Below are 17,466 nucleotides of genomic sequence, written 5' to 3' on the forward strand. Positions count from 1 at the left end.
AAGACCGCTGGGAATACCAACAGTAAAGGATAGGGTGGTGCAAATGGCGGTAAAGCTGATAATAGAACCGTTGTATGAGGCAGATTTTCTCCAATGTTCCTACGGATTTCGACCAAAGCGGAGTGCACATCAAGCAGTAAAGGAAGTGCATAAACAGGTCAACTATCGTAAGTGGATAGTGGATATAGACCTGAAGAGCTACTTTGATACAATTCCGCATGGACAGCTAATGGAATGCGTGCGAAAGCGGGTAACAGACCGTAAGATATTGCACCTTATTAGGAAGTGGCTTAAAGCAGGAATATTGGAAGAAGGTAAGGTGAAGTATGTAACAAGCGGTAGTCCGCAGGGCGGAGTGTTAAGCCCGTTGCTCAGCAATATCTATCTGCATGAGTTTGATAGACAATGGAATGAGCAATACGGAAAGCTGGTGCGTTATGCGGATGATATGGTGATACTTTGCAGAACACAGGAAGCAGCGAAACAAGCTTTACGGAGAGCAACAGCGATAATAGAGAAGTTGGGATTGGAAATGAACCAAGAGAAGACGAAGATTTGTCATGTGCGGGAAGGGTTTGATTTTCTGGGATTTACCTATCGGGAAGGGTATTCAGCAAGGTGGAAGAGAAAAGTGCGGGTAAAATACCCAAGAAAGAAAACGATGAAGTCTATCAGGCAGAGGATAAAGGAAGTCATCAAAGGCTTTCCATTGGGAACACAGCTAAAAGAAGTTATAGCAGAAATCAACAGGAAGCTAAGAGGATGGGCTAATTATTTTCGTATAGGCAATGCATATGCAGCAGCAATTAGTCTGAATGATTATGTATGTGCGCAACTTCGTATATTTTGGAGACGACGAAAACAACGAAAAGGTATATCTGGCACTCGGAAATGGTCGAATGCTTACTTTTATGAAAAGGGGGTATGTTATGTTCCAAACTTACTTTAGTACTCAACGAATGCTACATAAAGAAACTCAGGGGGAAAGCCGTGTGAGGGAAAACCGCACGCACGGTTTGGTCTATGAGGTGAAGGCATGGCTTCTAAACAGGGCGTCCTTTACTTTAATAGAACTTTTGGTTGTAATAGCGATAATCGCTCTGCTTGCCTCAATGCTTTTACCGGCACTACAAAAGGCAAGAGGGATGGCAAGAGGAATTAAGTGTGTCAGTAACTTAAAGCAGTTAGGATTGGCTACGCTGCTTTATGCTGATGACTGGGATGGATATGCTCCGTGTCGCTATGATGGTTCAAATACGTGGGTTCAGGTTTTGGTGAATGGGGGATACACTACGCGAAATAACCATCTACAGTGCCCAAGTTATAAGCCGATAGACATACCAACCAGCGGTGAGTGGAGTGTGCAAACTTACGGTGTGGAAACTATCGATACACACAGACGTATATTGGCAGGTGACTATATCACTTTTTCTACCACCAGCTGGTTTTATGTCGATTCCCGACAGCAGGATATCAGGCAATATTATCGTGTTACACTTGATGGTACGAATCCCGGGGTTGCTCGCCATCATAACGGAAGAGCGAATCTCTGGTTTGTGGATGGACATGTAGAAGGTCATGATGAGAGCGGGCTCGCAACTCTTACGCCTGCTATCACTGGTTCTTACTAGTCTGAGTAAATTAGGTATAATGAGACAAGTATAGACAAATACCAAAATAAGGAGGAATAAAGATGGAATTGGCAAAAAAGAGAAAGAAATTAGGCTATTGTATAGTTGTGATTTTATTAGGAATGATGTTATTCCTGCCATATTCCCTCTCTTTGGCTAATGCTGAGGAGGGTCTGGCAGAAATGAAACAAAGAAGGAAAGAGGCGGCCCATCGTCAACGCCGGCTTATTTTTAACAACGACGGAGATGATGCATCATGGTACTGTAAGGTGGCGACACCGGAAGAACTTCTGAGACTTCGAACAACCGGACTGGCGGGCTCGCAGGTGGATACGATTTTCTATAGCACCTGTTCGGGTGGTTTTGGGGTGTACTCCCATAACACCAAGGTAGGCCAGGTAGTCAGTCCAGAAGTTCTGTTTACGGACAGCATTTCGAAAAAGCTTATTGAACAAGGAACCGACCCGCTGAAGATCATGGTGGATTTTTGCCACAAGAACGAAATAGAAATCTTCTGGTCGATGAGGATGAATGATACGCATAATGCTAGTCCTGAATATACCGAGGGTATGCTTTTGAATTTTTTGAAAGAACATACTGAGTATCTTCTTGCGAGCGGGCCAGGTCAAAAACTTAGGTATGGAGCATGGTCAGCCGCGAATTATGGACTGAAAGAAATCAGAGATCTGGCTTTTAAGTTTATACAGGAAGTGTGTCAGAACTACGATGTTGATGGAATCGAATTGGACTTTTTCCGGCATCCGATATTTTTCAAGTCTCATAGCATGGGACAAACGGTAGAACAGCAAGAGTGTGACTTAATGACCAGTCTGATGAGACAGGTTCGGGATATGACCGAGAAAGAGGCTATCAAGAGAGGTCGTCCTTTGCTTATTGCGGTGCGTGTTCCTGATTCAGTTGAATGTTGTAAGACCATCGGACTAGACCTGGTTCGTTGGCTGGAAGAAGATTTGATAGATATTTTAGTACCGAGTGGTTATTGGCAATCGAATCCTTTGGAAGTGAGCGTAAAACTGGGACACAAGTATGGTGTTCCGGTCTATCCGGGTATAGTCGGCTCGCGATATCTGGGAAAAGGCACTGACATGCGCAACTCATCTTTGGGGGTGCGCGGCCAGGCCATGAACATATGGGCCTCCGGGGCAGATGGTATTTACCTGTTTAACTTTTTTATTAAGCATCTACCAACCGATCCTCTTTACCGGGAATTGGGGTGTCCGTATCTTACCCAGAAGAGAGATAAAATTTATACCACCGGTGCCCAAGCGATTAAAATTTTAAAAGAATGGATTCCTAACGGCAAAAAACGATTTCTTAATAGACAATTGGTATCCATTGAACAACCGGTGCAATTAACCCCGAGCAGACCTGTTACTATAGAGCTTACCGTTGGAGAAAGGATAGATACACTGTGGGGAAAGAATCGTTTGCCTGTTATAATGTCTAAAGTAAAACTGCTTCTTCAGATTCCAGCGCAAATGGATTGCAAGACTGTTTTGGTAAAGCTGAATGGGACACAATTAGGGACTGGGGTAAGAGGATCGAACGGAACTTATGCAGAGTTCCCCGTGAGTAATCCAAGTAGAGTTTTAAAAGGTGTCAATCGTTTTGAGATATCACTAACGCCTGGTAGTGAGCGTAACGTGCTTATTCAAGACCTGCTTCTTTGGGTAGGGAATTGAACAACGCGGAAAATCTGCTTTTAGCCAGGCAAAAAAGGCTGGTATATTATAATATTATAGGAGGAAGGAAAATGTTAAAGAAGACGATGGTATTAGGCGTAGTATTCGTTTTAGCTTTGTTCTTCGGACTTGCTAACTATGGTTGGGCAGGAGAAGAGGGCTTAGTAGCTTACTGGAAGTTTGATGAGGGTAAAGGGGGTATAGTCAAAGATGCAACAAATAACGGAAATGACGGAGCGATCTATGGAGCTACATGGGCAGTAAATGCATTAAAATTTAAGGGTGCGAATGATTATGTTGATGTCCCTGATAATGCGAGTCTCTCTGCTTTAACAGCATTGAGTATTGCGTTATGGATGAAAAGTGAAAGCAATGCTATCTATCAGGGCTTTGTTGGCAAATATGGTGGAGGAGACAGAGAATGGTATATAGACGGAAGACCGGCGAAAGATCAGTGTACTTTCTATTTGTATGATGAAAGTGAGGGGGGATATATAGGCAGACTTGCACATAGCGCAGGTTTATTTAATGGGAAGTGGCATCATCTTGTTGGAACATGGGACGGTGGAACAACAGGGGCTAGTATGAAACTATATAAGGATGGCGTTCAGATTAATGGCGTAGATGCGAGCAAGGGAACATTTGTTGCTGTGAGGGATTTAGATGCGAGTGTGATTATTGGAAGGATGTCTGCAAGTTATCCTCAATGGGACTTTGACGGCACAATCGACGAAGTCAGGATTTACAATAAGGCGTTGACAGCAACAGAAGTAAGGAGAATCTTTATAAAAGGAAGATAGTTCCGTATTTTACAGCTTCCGTTTAGTCTGCCGTAAAATACCAAAATAAGATAGTGTTAAAAATCAGGAGAAAAAAATGATGAAGAGAATAAGGATGTTAGCGTGTATTATCTGCGGATTTGGTCTATTGTTGGTAAGTCCTGTCTGGGGTACGGATATTAATAAAGATGCTGTAGGAATATGGAAGATAGATAAAGGTGAAGGAACAACCTTAAAGGATAGCTCAGGAAACGGTAACAATGGAACTATTAAAGGAGCAACATGGGTGAAGGAAGGTTCTGGGTGGGCATTAAGTTTTGATGGCAGGGACGACTCTGTGGAAGTTCAGGACGCTCCCTCCTTAAGGCTTCAGCCTCCTTATACCATGGGTGTATGGTTTAAGACTACCAGCTCGAATGATGGGATGTTTCTTATTGGTAAATCCAGGGGGTATGCCTATTGTCTTTTCATCACCCGCCAATCCAAATACTTGAGTAATAATATGCGGGCAACGGATGATAAGGTTTATAATATTGCGCATGTTTTAAAAGAAGAGAATGAAACCTTTGCTGATGATATATGGCATTTTGTAATAGGAACGGTAGAAAAAGGTAAGATAAAATTGTTTATTGACGGAGAGTTAAAGGGGGAGAGAGAGTATCCGGAAGAGCTGAGTGTCCTGCACAGCGAGAACACGGCTCTCTCTCTGGTTATGGGGAGATGGGCTAAGGCGTATTATCAGGGAATGATTGGAGAGGCATTCATTCTCAAAAGAGCCATGACTAAAGAGGAAATCAAAATTCTCTTTGAGGAAGAAAAGAAAAAATATAGGGGAATATCCCTCAGGAAGACGTCGGACAAGCCGGTTATAGACGGCAAACTTACTGATACCTGCTGGCAGAACCAAAGACCATTAACCAATTTTTATTTAAATAATATTGGTATCGAATTAGCCAAAAAACAGACGACTGCATATCTGACCTACGATGATAAGAATATATACGTGGGATACAGGTGTCAGGAGCCGCAAATGGCAGGAATAAAAGCACATATAGCTGATCATGATGGTCCTGTCTCGAGGGATGACTGCGTAGAATTTTTTGTCTCTCCAAAAGGAGAAGATGATTATGTTTACTACCAGTTTATCCTGAACACCAATAATGCTTTATTTGACCAGAAGATAGCATGGAATGTCGAACACTGGGATAATCCTTTCTATGAATTTGATTCTTCATGGAACTGCAAAGGTCTCAAAAGCGCCATTTATAGCGGGCAAGATTACTGGTCAGCAGAGATAGCCATACCTTTTTCTGAGCTTGGAGGGATTCCTAAACCAGGTGATAAGTGGCGCTTAAATCTTGCCAGAGAAGAGACCCAGTCAGGTGAATTAAGTACATTCTCCTCATTAGTAGGAGGTTTTCATCAACCCAAACATTTCTCCAGAATAGATTTTGAAGATAATATAGCTATTCTAACCAGAGCCAAGAAGCAGTTTTTTGATACCTTGACAGTAAAAAGAGAACGGCCGCTCTATAAAGAATTGCTTACTGATAAACCGGGTAGTTATATAGTTCATAACTGGCAGCATTGGGGTAGTGAGAGCGCTATGAAGAAGTATAAATTAACCATGGATGAATGGATAAAGATGAGGTTTGAGCGAATGGAGGAAGAAGCTAAGATTGGGATGATGGGAACGTGTTTACCCTGGTCACTCCGAGGTAGAACTCCTTGTGATACTCATAAAACACGCTTGGAACTTCACCAGAAATATGGCGCAATGGTAAATGCTCAATTTGCTAGTCAGGATGGCTGGTGTCTCCGGCAAAAAGCATTAAAAGAGGGAGCGGTCTTACAAAATCAAGGAGAGCCATATCATGTCCATGAGTCATGTTCTATTCTCGACCCGGTCTATGTAAAATTACTAAAGAAAAGCCTGACTGACTATGCCTATAAATACAAAGACCTGCCTTATCTCTATGCCTGGGAAGGAGAGGATGAACCTACCTTCCCTCTATATCGAGGCGATATCAATACTGCTCCTGACTTGATAAAGAAGTGGAATAAGGAAGTAAAAAATAATTATGGATTTGGTAAGTATGAAATGCCAAAGTGGAAAAAGAGCCGATGGGCAAGACCTATGGCTGGAGAGGTTTTTAGTTATATTGCCTATAATAGATGGGCAGCTCAGAAGTATCTAGAACGGAATAAAGAACTCTATCAAATAGCAAAAAGGATTACTCCTAATATTAAGTTTTGCGCCGGGAACTTGGGTACTATCCACGGTATTGACACCTTTGACCATATCGGAATAGCGGAATATAGCGATATTATGATGAACGACCCTTATGCTTCCGCTGAAGCAGGAGGTAGAGGAAGAGGGACGTTCAATCATGGTTTTGCCACTAAGCTTACGTATGATTTATCAAATGGAAAAGACGTTTGGACAATCATTCAAGCATTTACTCATTACGGATTTAAGGCTACTCCGGATAGATTGAGGGAATGGGTTTCTCAATCTCTAAAGAATGGCGCAAAAGTAATTGACTACCTAGAAGACGATGATTGTCTCAGCAATAAGCCTCTCTATCAGGAGATGTTGAGATTAGCTGGTATTATCACAAAAATGAACAAAATAAGAATTCCTAAAGATTCTGATACGGCTATTCTTTATCCTTATTATTCCTCTTTTGCTGATGGCCGCTTTACAAATGCTGACGAGGTATATACAGCCTATTCTCTTCTGGGGGAAAGGATTGGCTCGTGGTTCACATTCATAAGCGATTTCCAGATAGAAAAAGGACAAAAGAAGCTTTCTGATTACAAAGTGATTTACATTCCCAGAGGAGATTATTTAACCGAGGAGATAGCAAAGAAAATAGAAGATTACGTTAGGAACGGCGGTATTGTAGTAGCTGGTGACCCAGGAATATTCAACTGGAATATCAATGGAGAAAGTTTAGCCAACTACCGGGAGAGAATATTTGGTGTTAAGGTGAGAAATAAAATACAATCAAAGGAAATGATTGTAAATGGAAAGAAGTTACCTGTTTATATGGATAACGATGCAAGCAGTAGTAACTTTTACCGGAGCTATCCAGTTTATAAAATAGAAGTAGTTGGCTCTAAGGCAAAAGTAACAGGCTATTTGGAAAATGGGATACCGGGGGTAGTTGAGAATAAGTATGGTAAAGGCAGGGTAATATACTTTGCGGTAAATCCTTTTATTCCTCGGGCTGTCTTTGAACCCGCCTGGAGTGATTTTTTCAGGGAGATTCAAACTACAGCCGGATGCAAGATAGATCAGGATATATGGAATTTTGAACTGCATGGAAACTAAAAATACTGTGAATTTTTACATTACCAACAAATCAGCGGGAGCATAAGAATGACAAACAAAATCAATGCTGGGTTTATAGGGGTTGGGGCTTTTACAGATAGAATGCATCTTCCTCACACACTCGCTAATCCAAAATACAGGATTCACACTTTATGCGATTTAAATAAAGATTTATTAAAAGAGAGAGAAAAACAGTATAAACCAATAAAAACAACAACTGATTACCATGATATTTTAAAAGACCCGGAAATCGACATGGTTTTTATTGGCTCACGCCACGATAAACACGCTTTTTTTATAGAGGAATGCGCTAAAGTGGGTAAAAACGTAATGGTTGAGAAACCAATGGCTACAACAAATGAAGAATCGAGAAAAATAATTGATTGTGTGGATAAATCAAACATAAGACTTATGGTTGGTTATAATAGACGGTTTTCTCAGGCAATGATTGATGCAAAAAAAATATTCCAGGAAAATAAATCAACCGCAACCAATGTATATTACCGCATGGCTGATGAAAATAAAGATATGGATTATTATGGCTTTGACGTGGATAAATTCGGAGGACATCTGGTTACAGAAGTTTGCCACATATTTGACCTTTTATCGTGGTTTCTTGAAGAAGAGCCAAGGGAGATATATGCTGCAGGAGATCTAAAATCAAACCAAAATGTCACCATTACATTCATTAAAGGTTCTGTTGCTACTATCATAAACAGTACCAGAGGAACCCTGAACTATCCAAAAGAATACATGGAGGTTTTTTCAGGATACACAACTCTTGCAATTGATTGGTTTTCGGAGATCCGTTTTTCAAAAGACGGAGAATATAGGCGAATTAATTATCCAATGAAGCGGGACGAAATCCCTGAGATTGTTTGCGAAAGTCCTAATATGACAAGTGAAGATATTTATAGGAAATATGAATTTATTGCTAAAAATAATCTATATTGGAAGAGAAAATTTCAGCCGGATAAAGGACACTATGCTGAACTCGATGTTTATGCTGATGCCCTGTTGAATGATAAACCGTCACCTGTTGATGAAAGAGATGGCGCAAGAGCAACTGCAATGGCGCAAGCTGCAAATGAATCAATCAAAAAGAAAGCCGTCCAGTCAATTGAGACTTTTTGGATTTAAAAAAAAGAATTCATATCAGTCACTCCCACTACTAAAAAAATTAGAACTTTGTGTTGAAATTAGGTATAATGCGGAAAACAGAGAGTAATATTTCGCATGAAAGCCTTAAACTTCTTTGATTCCAATGGAATTTTGGGACAGCCTGTGTTTTCAAGTTCTACGGGCAAATTCGAATCTTATCTCAGTTCTGAGAAACTTATAAAAGAAATGGATCATTTTGGAATTGATTGTACTCTTGTATCTCACTGAGATGCAGTCAATGATCATCCATCTGCAGAGAAAATTTTATCGGATTCGCAATGATGGATTCTGTGAAGTAAAATTTTACAAAAGTAAGACAAATTTGCGTTGGTAATGCAAATTTGTCTTGACATAGCCTAACATTAATGATACAAGTAGATTATGACAGTACATGAAAATAAATATGTTCATAGAGAGCTTGAGAGCGTTTTAAAAAAAGTTGTCGAACATTTTCCTGCTGTAGCACTAACCGGCCCACGGCAATCTGGTAAATCTACTCTGCTTAAAAATATTTTTGGAGGAACTTATACTATTATTTCCTTTGATGATCCAATCACAAGGGAAAGAGCAATTTCTGATCCCAAATCACTTATAAAGAGCGCTGGAGAAAAAATAATCTTTGATGAAATTCAGCATGTTCCTCAGATTCTTTCATACATCAAAATACTCATTGATAATGATCGTCATAAGTATGGAAGGTTTATCATTACAGGCTCGCAGAAGTTCAGTCTTATCAGGAACTTAGGAGATACTTTGGCAGGCAGAATCGCCTTGCTTGACCTGCTACCATTTAGTATAGAAGAGAAAAAATGTGTATCTTTCTTGAAGAATGAATTATCTGATGCACAAGGTAATTTTGAACACTGTTGTCTTCGAGGTTCGTTTCCTGAGATTACTATTCATTCGGAGATGGATTCTGATATATGGTATGGCAGCTATCTTCAAACTTATTTAGAAAGAGATATTCGTACAATTTATAATATTGGTCTTTTGAGGGAATTTCAGCAGTTTCTGCGTTTATTGGCAGGCCGTTGCGCTCAAATATTAAATTTGAATAACTTTGCCAATGATTTAGGAGTGAGTGTTAATACGATCAAAAAATGGATTTCTGTACTGGAAGCGAGTCAGATTATATACATTTTATCACCTTATTATCGAAATTTGGGGAAAAGGATTACAAAGAACCCAAAGGTTTATTTTCTAGATGTCGGATTAGTTTGTTATTTAACAGGACTAAAGACTAAAGAACACTTGTTCAACGGTCCTTTGGCAGGGGCATTATTTGAGAATTTTGTTATTCAGGAAACAGTTAAATATTTCTCTGGTAAAGGAATAAGACCAAATCTTTTTTATTTGCGAACTCATAACGGTATGGAGGTGGATTTGATTATAGAGAAAGATATGCAGCTGTTTCCATTTGAAATCAAGCTAACCAAGACTCCAAGTATGGGTATTGCGGCACCTATTGAGAGGTTTAAAAAGATATTTTCAAAGCTAAATGTCAGCTCTGGCAAAATTGTTTCCTTGACGGACGAGGATATGCCTTTAACAGAAAGTGTTTCAGCTCTGACTGTAAATTCTTATCTAAAGTGCCTGGATAGTTTTATTTGAAAGAAACAATGAAACCCTTAAACTTTTTTGATTCCAACGGAATTTTGGGACAGCCTGTATTTTCAAGTTCTACAGGCAAATTCGAATCTTATCTCGGTTCTGAGAAACTTATAAAAGAAATGGATCATTTCGGTATTGATTGTACTCTTGTATCTCACTGGGATGCAGTCAATGATCATCCATCTAGCGGCAATGCAAAATTGATAGAGGAGATTAAAGGGCATAATAGATTGTTTCCATGCTGGTTTGTTATCCCTCATCACACAGGAGAAATGCCTGAACCGAAGAAACTCATTAAAGAAATGATCTCCAAAAATGTCAGAGCAGTGAGATTATTCCCTATATTTCATAATTTCAGTATGGAAGAATGGTCAATAGGTCCTCTGCTGAAAGAACTGGAAAAGAACAATATCCTTGCTATTGTTCACTGTCCTACGGATAAGTTATATGACATCTGCAAAAAGCATAAAGAGCTTAATATTGTGGGATTAGCTCCATTAAGAGAACTTTATCCTCTTCTTGAAAAATTCGACAATTTATACGCTTCTCTGGAATACTATCCTGATAACAATCTGGTAGAGGACATATGCAGGCGTTTTGGAGCACACAGACTTGTATTTGGAACAAGGCAGAAGGATCCATATGACACTCATTCTAATGTTTCAGCTAACTGGGTATCCGGTCCAACAAAGGCTATGGTTGAGTATGCCAATATTACTGATGAAGAAAAACAAATGATAGCAAGCGGTAATTTGAAAAAATTATTAAAAATATCTTCCTGCCCGTTAATTAAACATAAGCCGCTTCCGAAACTTCCCTGCCCCATCATTGATTCTCATTTTCATCTGGGTGATATTGCATATAAGTACAAATCGGGGACTGATGTAGGCTCAATAATTAAAACTATGGATATTATAGGAGTAAATAAACTATGCATAAATTCCACAAGTGCGGTTAATGGTGCAACTCACTATGATGGAAATAATTATATCGGGTCTATATGCAAAAAATATCCTGAGAGATTTATTGGGTTTGCCGTAATTAACCCTAATTTCAATGATACTGAGGATGAAATCAAGAGATGCATTGAAACATTGGGATTAAAAGGAATAAAAATTCATCCGAGGATTCATCAGTGTAAGCTTTCTGATAAAAAATATAAACCTGTTTGGGAAGCTTCTGAAAAATACGGAATCCCTATACTTTCGCATACTGGAGAAGGTCAATTCGGAAGCAGTCCTGAAGCATTTGAACACATATCCGGGAAGTATCCAAAAGGAATATTTTTACTCGGTCATTCTGGAGATAATCTGGAGGGGCTGAATATTTGTATCGAAATTGCCAAAAAAAGGGATAATGTCTATCTTGGGACATCTGATATTGTGTTTGCATATAACGGAATATTAGAATATACAGTTAAACAAATTGGTGCAGATAAAATCTTGTTTGAATCCGATGCCTGTTATCTGGATTTCAAGTACTCGCTGGGTATTATTCTCTATGCGAAGATAAGTGACGAGGATAAGGCAAAGATATTAGGTCTTAATATGGCAGGAATATTAAAATTGAAACATTAAAGGGAGTAAGGTATGCGATTAAAAGATAAAGTTGCTGTTATCACTGGGGCTGGTGCTGGAATGGGAAGAGCTGTAGCTCTCCGCTTTAGTAAAGAAGGGGCAAAAGTTGTTGTAGTTGATATCAACGAGAAAAATGGGAAAGACACAGTAGTCTCTATTACAAAAGCTGGAAATGATGCGATTTTTATCAAAGCTGATGTTTCCAAAACAAAAGAAGTAAAAAATATGTTCAAGGTAACTATTGAAAAATATGGAGCATTGCACATTCTCTATAACAATGCTGGAATCTTCCTCAGGGGAATTGATAACTGTGTAACTGAGGTTTCAGAAGAAACATGGGATAGATTTATGGATGTTAACTTGAAAAGCGTATTTCTTTGCTCTAAGTATGGCATTCCAAAAATAATAAAAAGCGGAGGAGGTTCTGTAATTAATGTTTCTTCAAGCGCTGGTATAATTGCATCTAAAAACGTTGACAGTTATACTGCGACTAAGGGAGCAATTATTTCTCTAACACGGTCTATGGCTGCTGAATACGCTCCGCAGAAAGTTTGCGTAAATTGCATTATTCCGTGTGGGATTGATACTCCAATGCTCGATGAAAGCAGAAAAAAACCAGACTGGGACGAAAAAAAGCACTTATCTAAAATTCCAGCAAGAAGATTTGGAAAACCGGAAGAGGTTGCTAATATGGCGTTATTCCTGGCATCAGACGAAGCATCCTATGTTGTAGGAGCCGTTTTCGTAATTGATGGAGGAATAACATCTTCCCTTTAATCAATTCTCTTTTGGCACGTAATCCACTGTTTCATCAATCAACATAACAGGGATACCTTCTCTTATTGGATAGTATTTCTTGCAGGCGTCGCATACAAGCTTATCCTCGCCTTCAAGCCTTATATCCCCTTTGCATTTTGGACACGCCAGGATATCCAGAAGTTCCTTGTCTATTGCCATAGTATTTTCTCCTTTTATCTGTTAAACAAATTCTTTTTTGTAGACTTCTAATGTTTTTTTTGCAGTATCTTGCCAGTTGAATTTCTCTATTTGCTTTATGCCCATCTTTATCATATCCTCTCTCAATTTGCTATCAGAAATAATTTTTTCTATTGCTTCAGCCAGAGAATCTGCATCCTTAGGCTCTACAGTTATGCCTGCATTACCAACAACTTCAGGCATTGAGGATACATTGGATGTCACAACAGGCACTCTGCTTGCCATCGCTTCTACAAGCGGCAAACCAAACCCCTCATAAAGAGAGGGAAAAACAAATACATCACATATCTGGTAAAGAGATGGTAAATCCTCAAAATCTATGTTCTGGAGGAAAACTATGTCTTTATCCACATTAAACTGTTCTGCATAAATTTTCAGTTCTCCAATTCTCTCCTTTTTCCCTCCAACCAAAAGAAGTTTTTGCTCTATACCTTTTTTTCTGAGTTTTGAATATGCTTCAATAAGCGCTTCAATATTTTTATGTTTCTTCATATTGCTTATATTAAGTATGTATTTTGCGTGTAGATTTAATTTGTCTCTCAACTTTTCACATTCTTCTTGAGACGCATCTCTCTTAAAGATTTCAGAGACTCCATTATGAATTACAACAACCTTATCTTCTTTCACACCTAAATAATTCACTATATCAATTTTTGTATTTTCAGATACAGCTATTATCTTTTTTGCTCTTATTGCCATCAGCTTAAACAATGACCTGGCATAGAAATATGCAGGTCTGGATTTGAGAAACTGAGGGAAAATAAGATGTATTAGATCATGAACAGTAACTATCATTTCTCCCTCATATATAACAGGGATATTGTAATGCGGGCAATGCAGAAATTCTACATTCCAGAGCTTTAAAGGCTCAATAACTTGTTCACTTATACTATAAATTGGCGAATAAAACTCCTTTATGAAAACATTAGGCTTTTGAGTATATTTAGAAAGCGCTTCCTTTTTGCCTAACAAAATATAGGCGTTGGACTTATCAATATCAAAGATATTTGTAAGCAGATTTTTTGTATAAGTACCAATACCCGAATGCAAAATCATTCTGGCATCTATTGCAATACGCAAGACTAATCCTTTCTTAGAGTGTCTTTTATTATTTTATCCAGATTGTCAACATGGAGCTTCCATGTGTAATTATTTTCCACAAATTCTCTTGCTTTTTTTCCCATGCGGGAAGCATTAAGAGGATTCTTAGCAAGATTAATGATTGCCTCTGCTATTTTAGAGGGGTCTTCAGCAGGTGTTATAAAACCTGTTTCCCCGTTAATAACGATTTCAGGAAGCGGATCATAAGAAACAGTAATAACAGGAAGTCCTGATGCCATGTATTCAAATATCTTGAGAGGAGACCAGAAGAATCCGAAATCTTTTAATGGCTTATAATATGCTGCATTGTAAGGCGCAATGCCTACATCGGATACCGCCATAAAGTACGGCATCATTTCATATTTTTGTGTGCCGGTAAAAACTGCATACTGGCTCAAATGCATATCTCTGATTTTAGCTTTTACTTCATCCATGCACTCTCCTCCTCCAACAAAGAGAAACCGCACATTCTTAGCTTTGCTGACCACAGCTTTAACAAGTTCTGGAAGGTCAAGTGCACCATGCCACTTTCTGAATGTGCCTGCAAACACTACTGTAAACTTGTTTTCCAGATTGTACATTTTTCTGATTTTATTTGCTTTGTCTGTGTTTCGCAGTTCAGGTGCAAACATGTCTGTGTTTGCCGCCCATCTAACCTGCTCTATTTTTAGGCGGGCATGCTTAGGGACAACTGTAAGTGAAGTAGCTATAACCTTTTTTGCCTGTCTGAATTGAATATCTCTCCAGGTTCTAAGAAGATTAATAGTTGTTTTACATGTAATGTTATATCTCCATATAAGCTCTTCAGTATGAGGGCTGTTTACCTCAAGTATAAGCGGAATTTTCTTAAGCTTTGAATATATAGTTCCCACTCCGCCAAAGGTAACATATCTTTCAATGATTATATCAAACCTTCTCATCAGTAGTTCCGGAAGCAGTTTAAGACCTGCAATAGAGAGAATTTTATTTAAATATTGCATGTTAGTGCGAAGGAGTTTCACCCCTTTTAAGTATTCAGAATGCGCTGATGTTCCTTGCTTTTGTGAGATTAAAGTTACTTCATATCCGAGTCTGGATAGATTTGAAGCAACCTCCCAAACATGTACTGATCCGCCGTTATTCCCGGGGACAGTCTCTCCTGTTATGTATAACACCTTAATGCTCATATTAACCTGTGTTCCTTAAAACTGAAATAGCCTTCAAGTCCTATAATAATGTGATCCAGCACATTAACATCTACAGTACCGAGCGCTTTAATCAATACCTGTGTTATGTTCTTATCATCCTCTGAGGCTGTAAGACTTCCTCCTGGATGATTATGTGCAAGAATAACAGATACAGCTTTGTTCCCTAAAGCATGTTCCACTACCTTGCGAGGGTAAACCACTGCTTTATTTACAGTACCAACGTGTATTGTCTCTACTTTAACAGGTCTGTTGGCTGTATTAAGGAAAATAACCTTAAAAATTTCATCCTTAGCTCCTCTTAATGAGGCTTGTAAGTAATCATAGACTGCTTTTGGTGAAGATATTATATTCTCCTGTTCCAAAAGATTCTCTAACAAGTACAAGGGAACAGCCTCTCTAAATAGATTAATAAGAGTAGCTGCATTTGTGCCCATCCCATTTACTGTACTTAGCGCTTCTATTTCTGCATCAAAGACCCCTCTAACGCTTTTAAACTTTTTAAGCAATGCTTTAGCGATTGGTTTTGTATCCTTACGAGATATTGCATAGGTAAGTATCAATTCAAGAATTTCATAATCATGCCAATTGCCAAATCCGCTCTTTAGGTACTTTTCTCTAATTCTCTGTCTGTGTCCCAGATAGTCAGGCTTTGCTATTTTATTTTTCACCTTGAAATCCCTTCTGTCATCTTTGTTTTTCCTTTTCTATTTTCAGTTCTTTCCTCATAGACTTTTTTAGGGTTTTCGCGTCAGGAAGTTTTTCTTTAAACTCTTTTGGCAATCTTTTGGTTAGGTAATATTCAGCCACTCCTACGGGTTTTTTAACACTTCGTAAAGCGTACTCAACAACAATATTGTCTTTATCCGCACAAAGAATAATGCCTATCGGCGGATTCTCATCTTTTAATCTTACCTGTTCGTCCAACAGATGCAGATAAAAATCCATCTTACCAGTATATTCCGGCTCAAATTTACCGGTTTTAAGTTCAATCGCCACGAGACATTTTAGTTCGCGGTTAAAGAAGAGAAGATCGATAAAATACTCGTTATGCCCCAGCCTCAGCCTGTATTGATTGCCGATGAACGAAAACCCCTTGCCGAGCTCAAGCATAAACCGTTTCAGTCTATCCACCAGCCTTTTTTCTAATTCTCGTTCTAAAACAGGTTTTGCAATACCAAGGAAGTCTAAATTATAGACGCTCTTTATTGACTCATCAGCCTGTTCAGCAAGATGTTTTGGAAGGGCTTTAGGAAAATTGTGGGTTTTTCGCCTAAGGCTTAAAGCGTAAGCGTCCGCTTTTATTTGATTAAGAAGAACATTTCGCGACCAGCTCATCTCGACCGATGCTTTTAAATAATACGCTCTTTCTTTTTTGTTTTTGATCTTAGAAAAAATAAGAATGTTGTGCCCCCATGGCAATTCTCCAACAGCCTGTTGGAGAATTGGATCATCTTTGTACTCAAGATAAAATTGACGCATATACCAGAGGTTTTGAGCTGAAAACCCAAATGTGGTTTTAAAATCTTTCTGCAAATCATTTGCAAGTTTTTCAACGACTGCGTTCCCCCATTTATATTTTTCCTGTCTTTCTACAATCGTTTTGCCGATATCCCAATATAGATTAATAAGCTCCTTATTAATTTTTCGGACGACCTTAATCCTGGACGAAAGGATACGTGATTTAATTTCCTTAAAAAAATTCCTATATTCTTTACTTAACGCATTTCCCATGTTTATCTCCATTATTCATTTAAAATACTCCCTTTCTGTCATTGCGAGCCAAAGGCGGAGCAATCTCGTTTGTCATTCTCCGAATTGATCTGGGAATCCAGATGGTTAAGGTTTGACATTGTTTTTTAAAGGTCGCTGTGTCATTATCCCTCATTTTTTTCTTTTATCTGAATCCTATCCTCGGATTATCAATTTCATTCGCTTGGTTTTTCCAATATTCCAGTGTCTCATCCGGTGTAGAAAATACTCGTATTTTGTTTTTGTTAGAATTTTTAGACATAGGAAAACAGAGAAGATAACTCTTTACTTCTTCTCCTTCTTCAATTTTACTAATTTCGTTGTGGTAAATACCAATCTTAATAATGTGAGAAAATATTTGTAAAAGGAATTTGTCTTGGTCTATTTGTTTCTCATTTATATTCCATCTTACAAGCACTTTGTTAGCAATTCCCATATCAACTACAGACCAATCTTCATTGTCTTTAAGGATTTTAAAAAATTCATAATAGGAGGACTCCCTCTTATTGAGACGAAAACCTAGTCCATTATCCTTAAATGAGTATTCCGTTTTCCCTATACAAAACTCATTATCCTTTATATTTTCCATTTTCATGATTCTCCTTTTTGAAATTAGTGAAATTAGAGACACATC

15 protein-coding genes are annotated in these 17,466 nt (G+C 38.6%); 9 read left to right on the forward strand and 6 right to left on the reverse strand.

The features are described 5' to 3' along the window. From ltrA to Q7J67_01255, 9 genes are all read left to right on the forward strand, one after another. On the forward strand, positions 1–949 hold a 949-nt coding region (gene ltrA, locus Q7J67_01215; protein ID MDO9463908.1), incomplete at its 5' end, for a group II intron reverse transcriptase/maturase. A gap of 10 nt (positions 950–959) precedes the next feature. Next, the gene (locus Q7J67_01220) at positions 960–1,631 is read left to right on the forward strand and encodes a prepilin-type N-terminal cleavage/methylation domain-containing protein (GenBank protein ID MDO9463909.1); all 672 of its coding nucleotides are present in this window, start codon (positions 960–962) and stop codon (positions 1,629–1,631) included. A 62-nt stretch (positions 1,632–1,693) separates the two neighbouring features. Next, positions 1,694–3,334 (forward strand): family 10 glycosylhydrolase, encoded by a 1,641-nt coding sequence (locus Q7J67_01225; protein ID MDO9463910.1) that lies wholly within the window; start codon positions 1,694–1,696, stop codon positions 3,332–3,334. A gap of 71 nt (positions 3,335–3,405) precedes the next feature. Then, a complete protein-coding gene (locus Q7J67_01230) occupies positions 3,406–4,134 on the forward strand; it encodes a LamG domain-containing protein (GenBank protein MDO9463911.1) in 729 nt (242 codons plus the stop codon). 76 nt (positions 4,135–4,210) lie between these two features. Further along, entirely contained in the window at positions 4,211–7,450 is a 3,240-nt protein-coding gene (locus Q7J67_01235; GenBank protein ID MDO9463912.1) for a LamG-like jellyroll fold domain-containing protein, read from the forward strand. A gap of 48 nt (positions 7,451–7,498) precedes the next feature. After that, positions 7,499–8,590, forward strand: a complete 1,092-nt coding sequence (locus Q7J67_01240; protein MDO9463913.1) for a Gfo/Idh/MocA family oxidoreductase — start codon at positions 7,499–7,501, stop codon at positions 8,588–8,590. 402 nt (positions 8,591–8,992) lie between these two features. After that, a complete protein-coding gene (locus Q7J67_01245; GenBank protein MDO9463914.1) occupies positions 8,993–10,222 on the forward strand; it encodes an ATP-binding protein in 1,230 nt (409 codons plus the stop codon). 8 nt (positions 10,223–10,230) lie between these two features. Then, entirely contained in the window at positions 10,231–11,799 is a 1,569-nt protein-coding gene (locus tag Q7J67_01250; protein ID MDO9463915.1) for an amidohydrolase family protein, read from the forward strand. 12 nt (positions 11,800–11,811) lie between these two features. Further along, a complete protein-coding gene (locus Q7J67_01255) occupies positions 11,812–12,576 on the forward strand; it encodes a glucose 1-dehydrogenase (protein MDO9463916.1) in 765 nt (254 codons plus the stop codon). On the opposite strand, the gene Q7J67_01260 is transcribed toward Q7J67_01255, so the two are convergent. The 6 genes from Q7J67_01260 to Q7J67_01285 all read right to left on the reverse strand — a co-directional run bounded on the left by Q7J67_01260 (position 12,577) and on the right by Q7J67_01285 (position 17,421). After that, a complete protein-coding gene (locus Q7J67_01260; GenBank protein MDO9463917.1) occupies positions 12,577–12,756 on the reverse strand; it encodes a Trm112 family protein in 180 nt (59 codons plus the stop codon). A 21-nt stretch (positions 12,757–12,777) separates the two neighbouring features. Then, entirely contained in the window at positions 12,778–13,875 is a 1,098-nt protein-coding gene (locus tag Q7J67_01265) for a glycosyltransferase family 1 protein (protein MDO9463918.1), read from the reverse strand. 2 nt (positions 13,876–13,877) lie between these two features. Next, on the reverse strand, positions 13,878–15,062 hold the full coding sequence (locus Q7J67_01270) for a glycosyltransferase family 4 protein (GenBank protein MDO9463919.1): 1,185 nt from the start codon (positions 15,060–15,062) through the stop codon (positions 13,878–13,880). Further along, positions 15,059–15,751, reverse strand: a complete 693-nt coding sequence (gene radC / locus Q7J67_01275; GenBank protein ID MDO9463920.1) for a DNA repair protein RadC — start codon at positions 15,749–15,751, stop codon at positions 15,059–15,061. The genes Q7J67_01270 and radC overlap by 4 nt, the downstream gene beginning before the upstream one ends. Positions 15,752–15,767: 16 nt before the next feature. Continuing rightward, positions 15,768–16,814: a PDDEXK nuclease domain-containing protein gene (locus Q7J67_01280; GenBank protein ID MDO9463921.1), complete on the reverse strand. Its 1,047-nt coding sequence runs from the start codon at positions 16,812–16,814 to the stop codon at positions 15,768–15,770. A gap of 163 nt (positions 16,815–16,977) precedes the next feature. Continuing rightward, entirely contained in the window at positions 16,978–17,421 is a 444-nt protein-coding gene (locus tag Q7J67_01285) for a hypothetical protein (GenBank protein ID MDO9463922.1), read from the reverse strand. Between the last annotated feature and the right edge of the window lie 45 nt (positions 17,422–17,466).

The organism is bacterium (assembly GCA_030652805.1).
In the GTDB taxonomy this organism is placed as follows: domain Bacteria; phylum JAHJDO01; class JAHJDO01; order JAHJDO01; family JAHJDO01; genus JAHJDO01.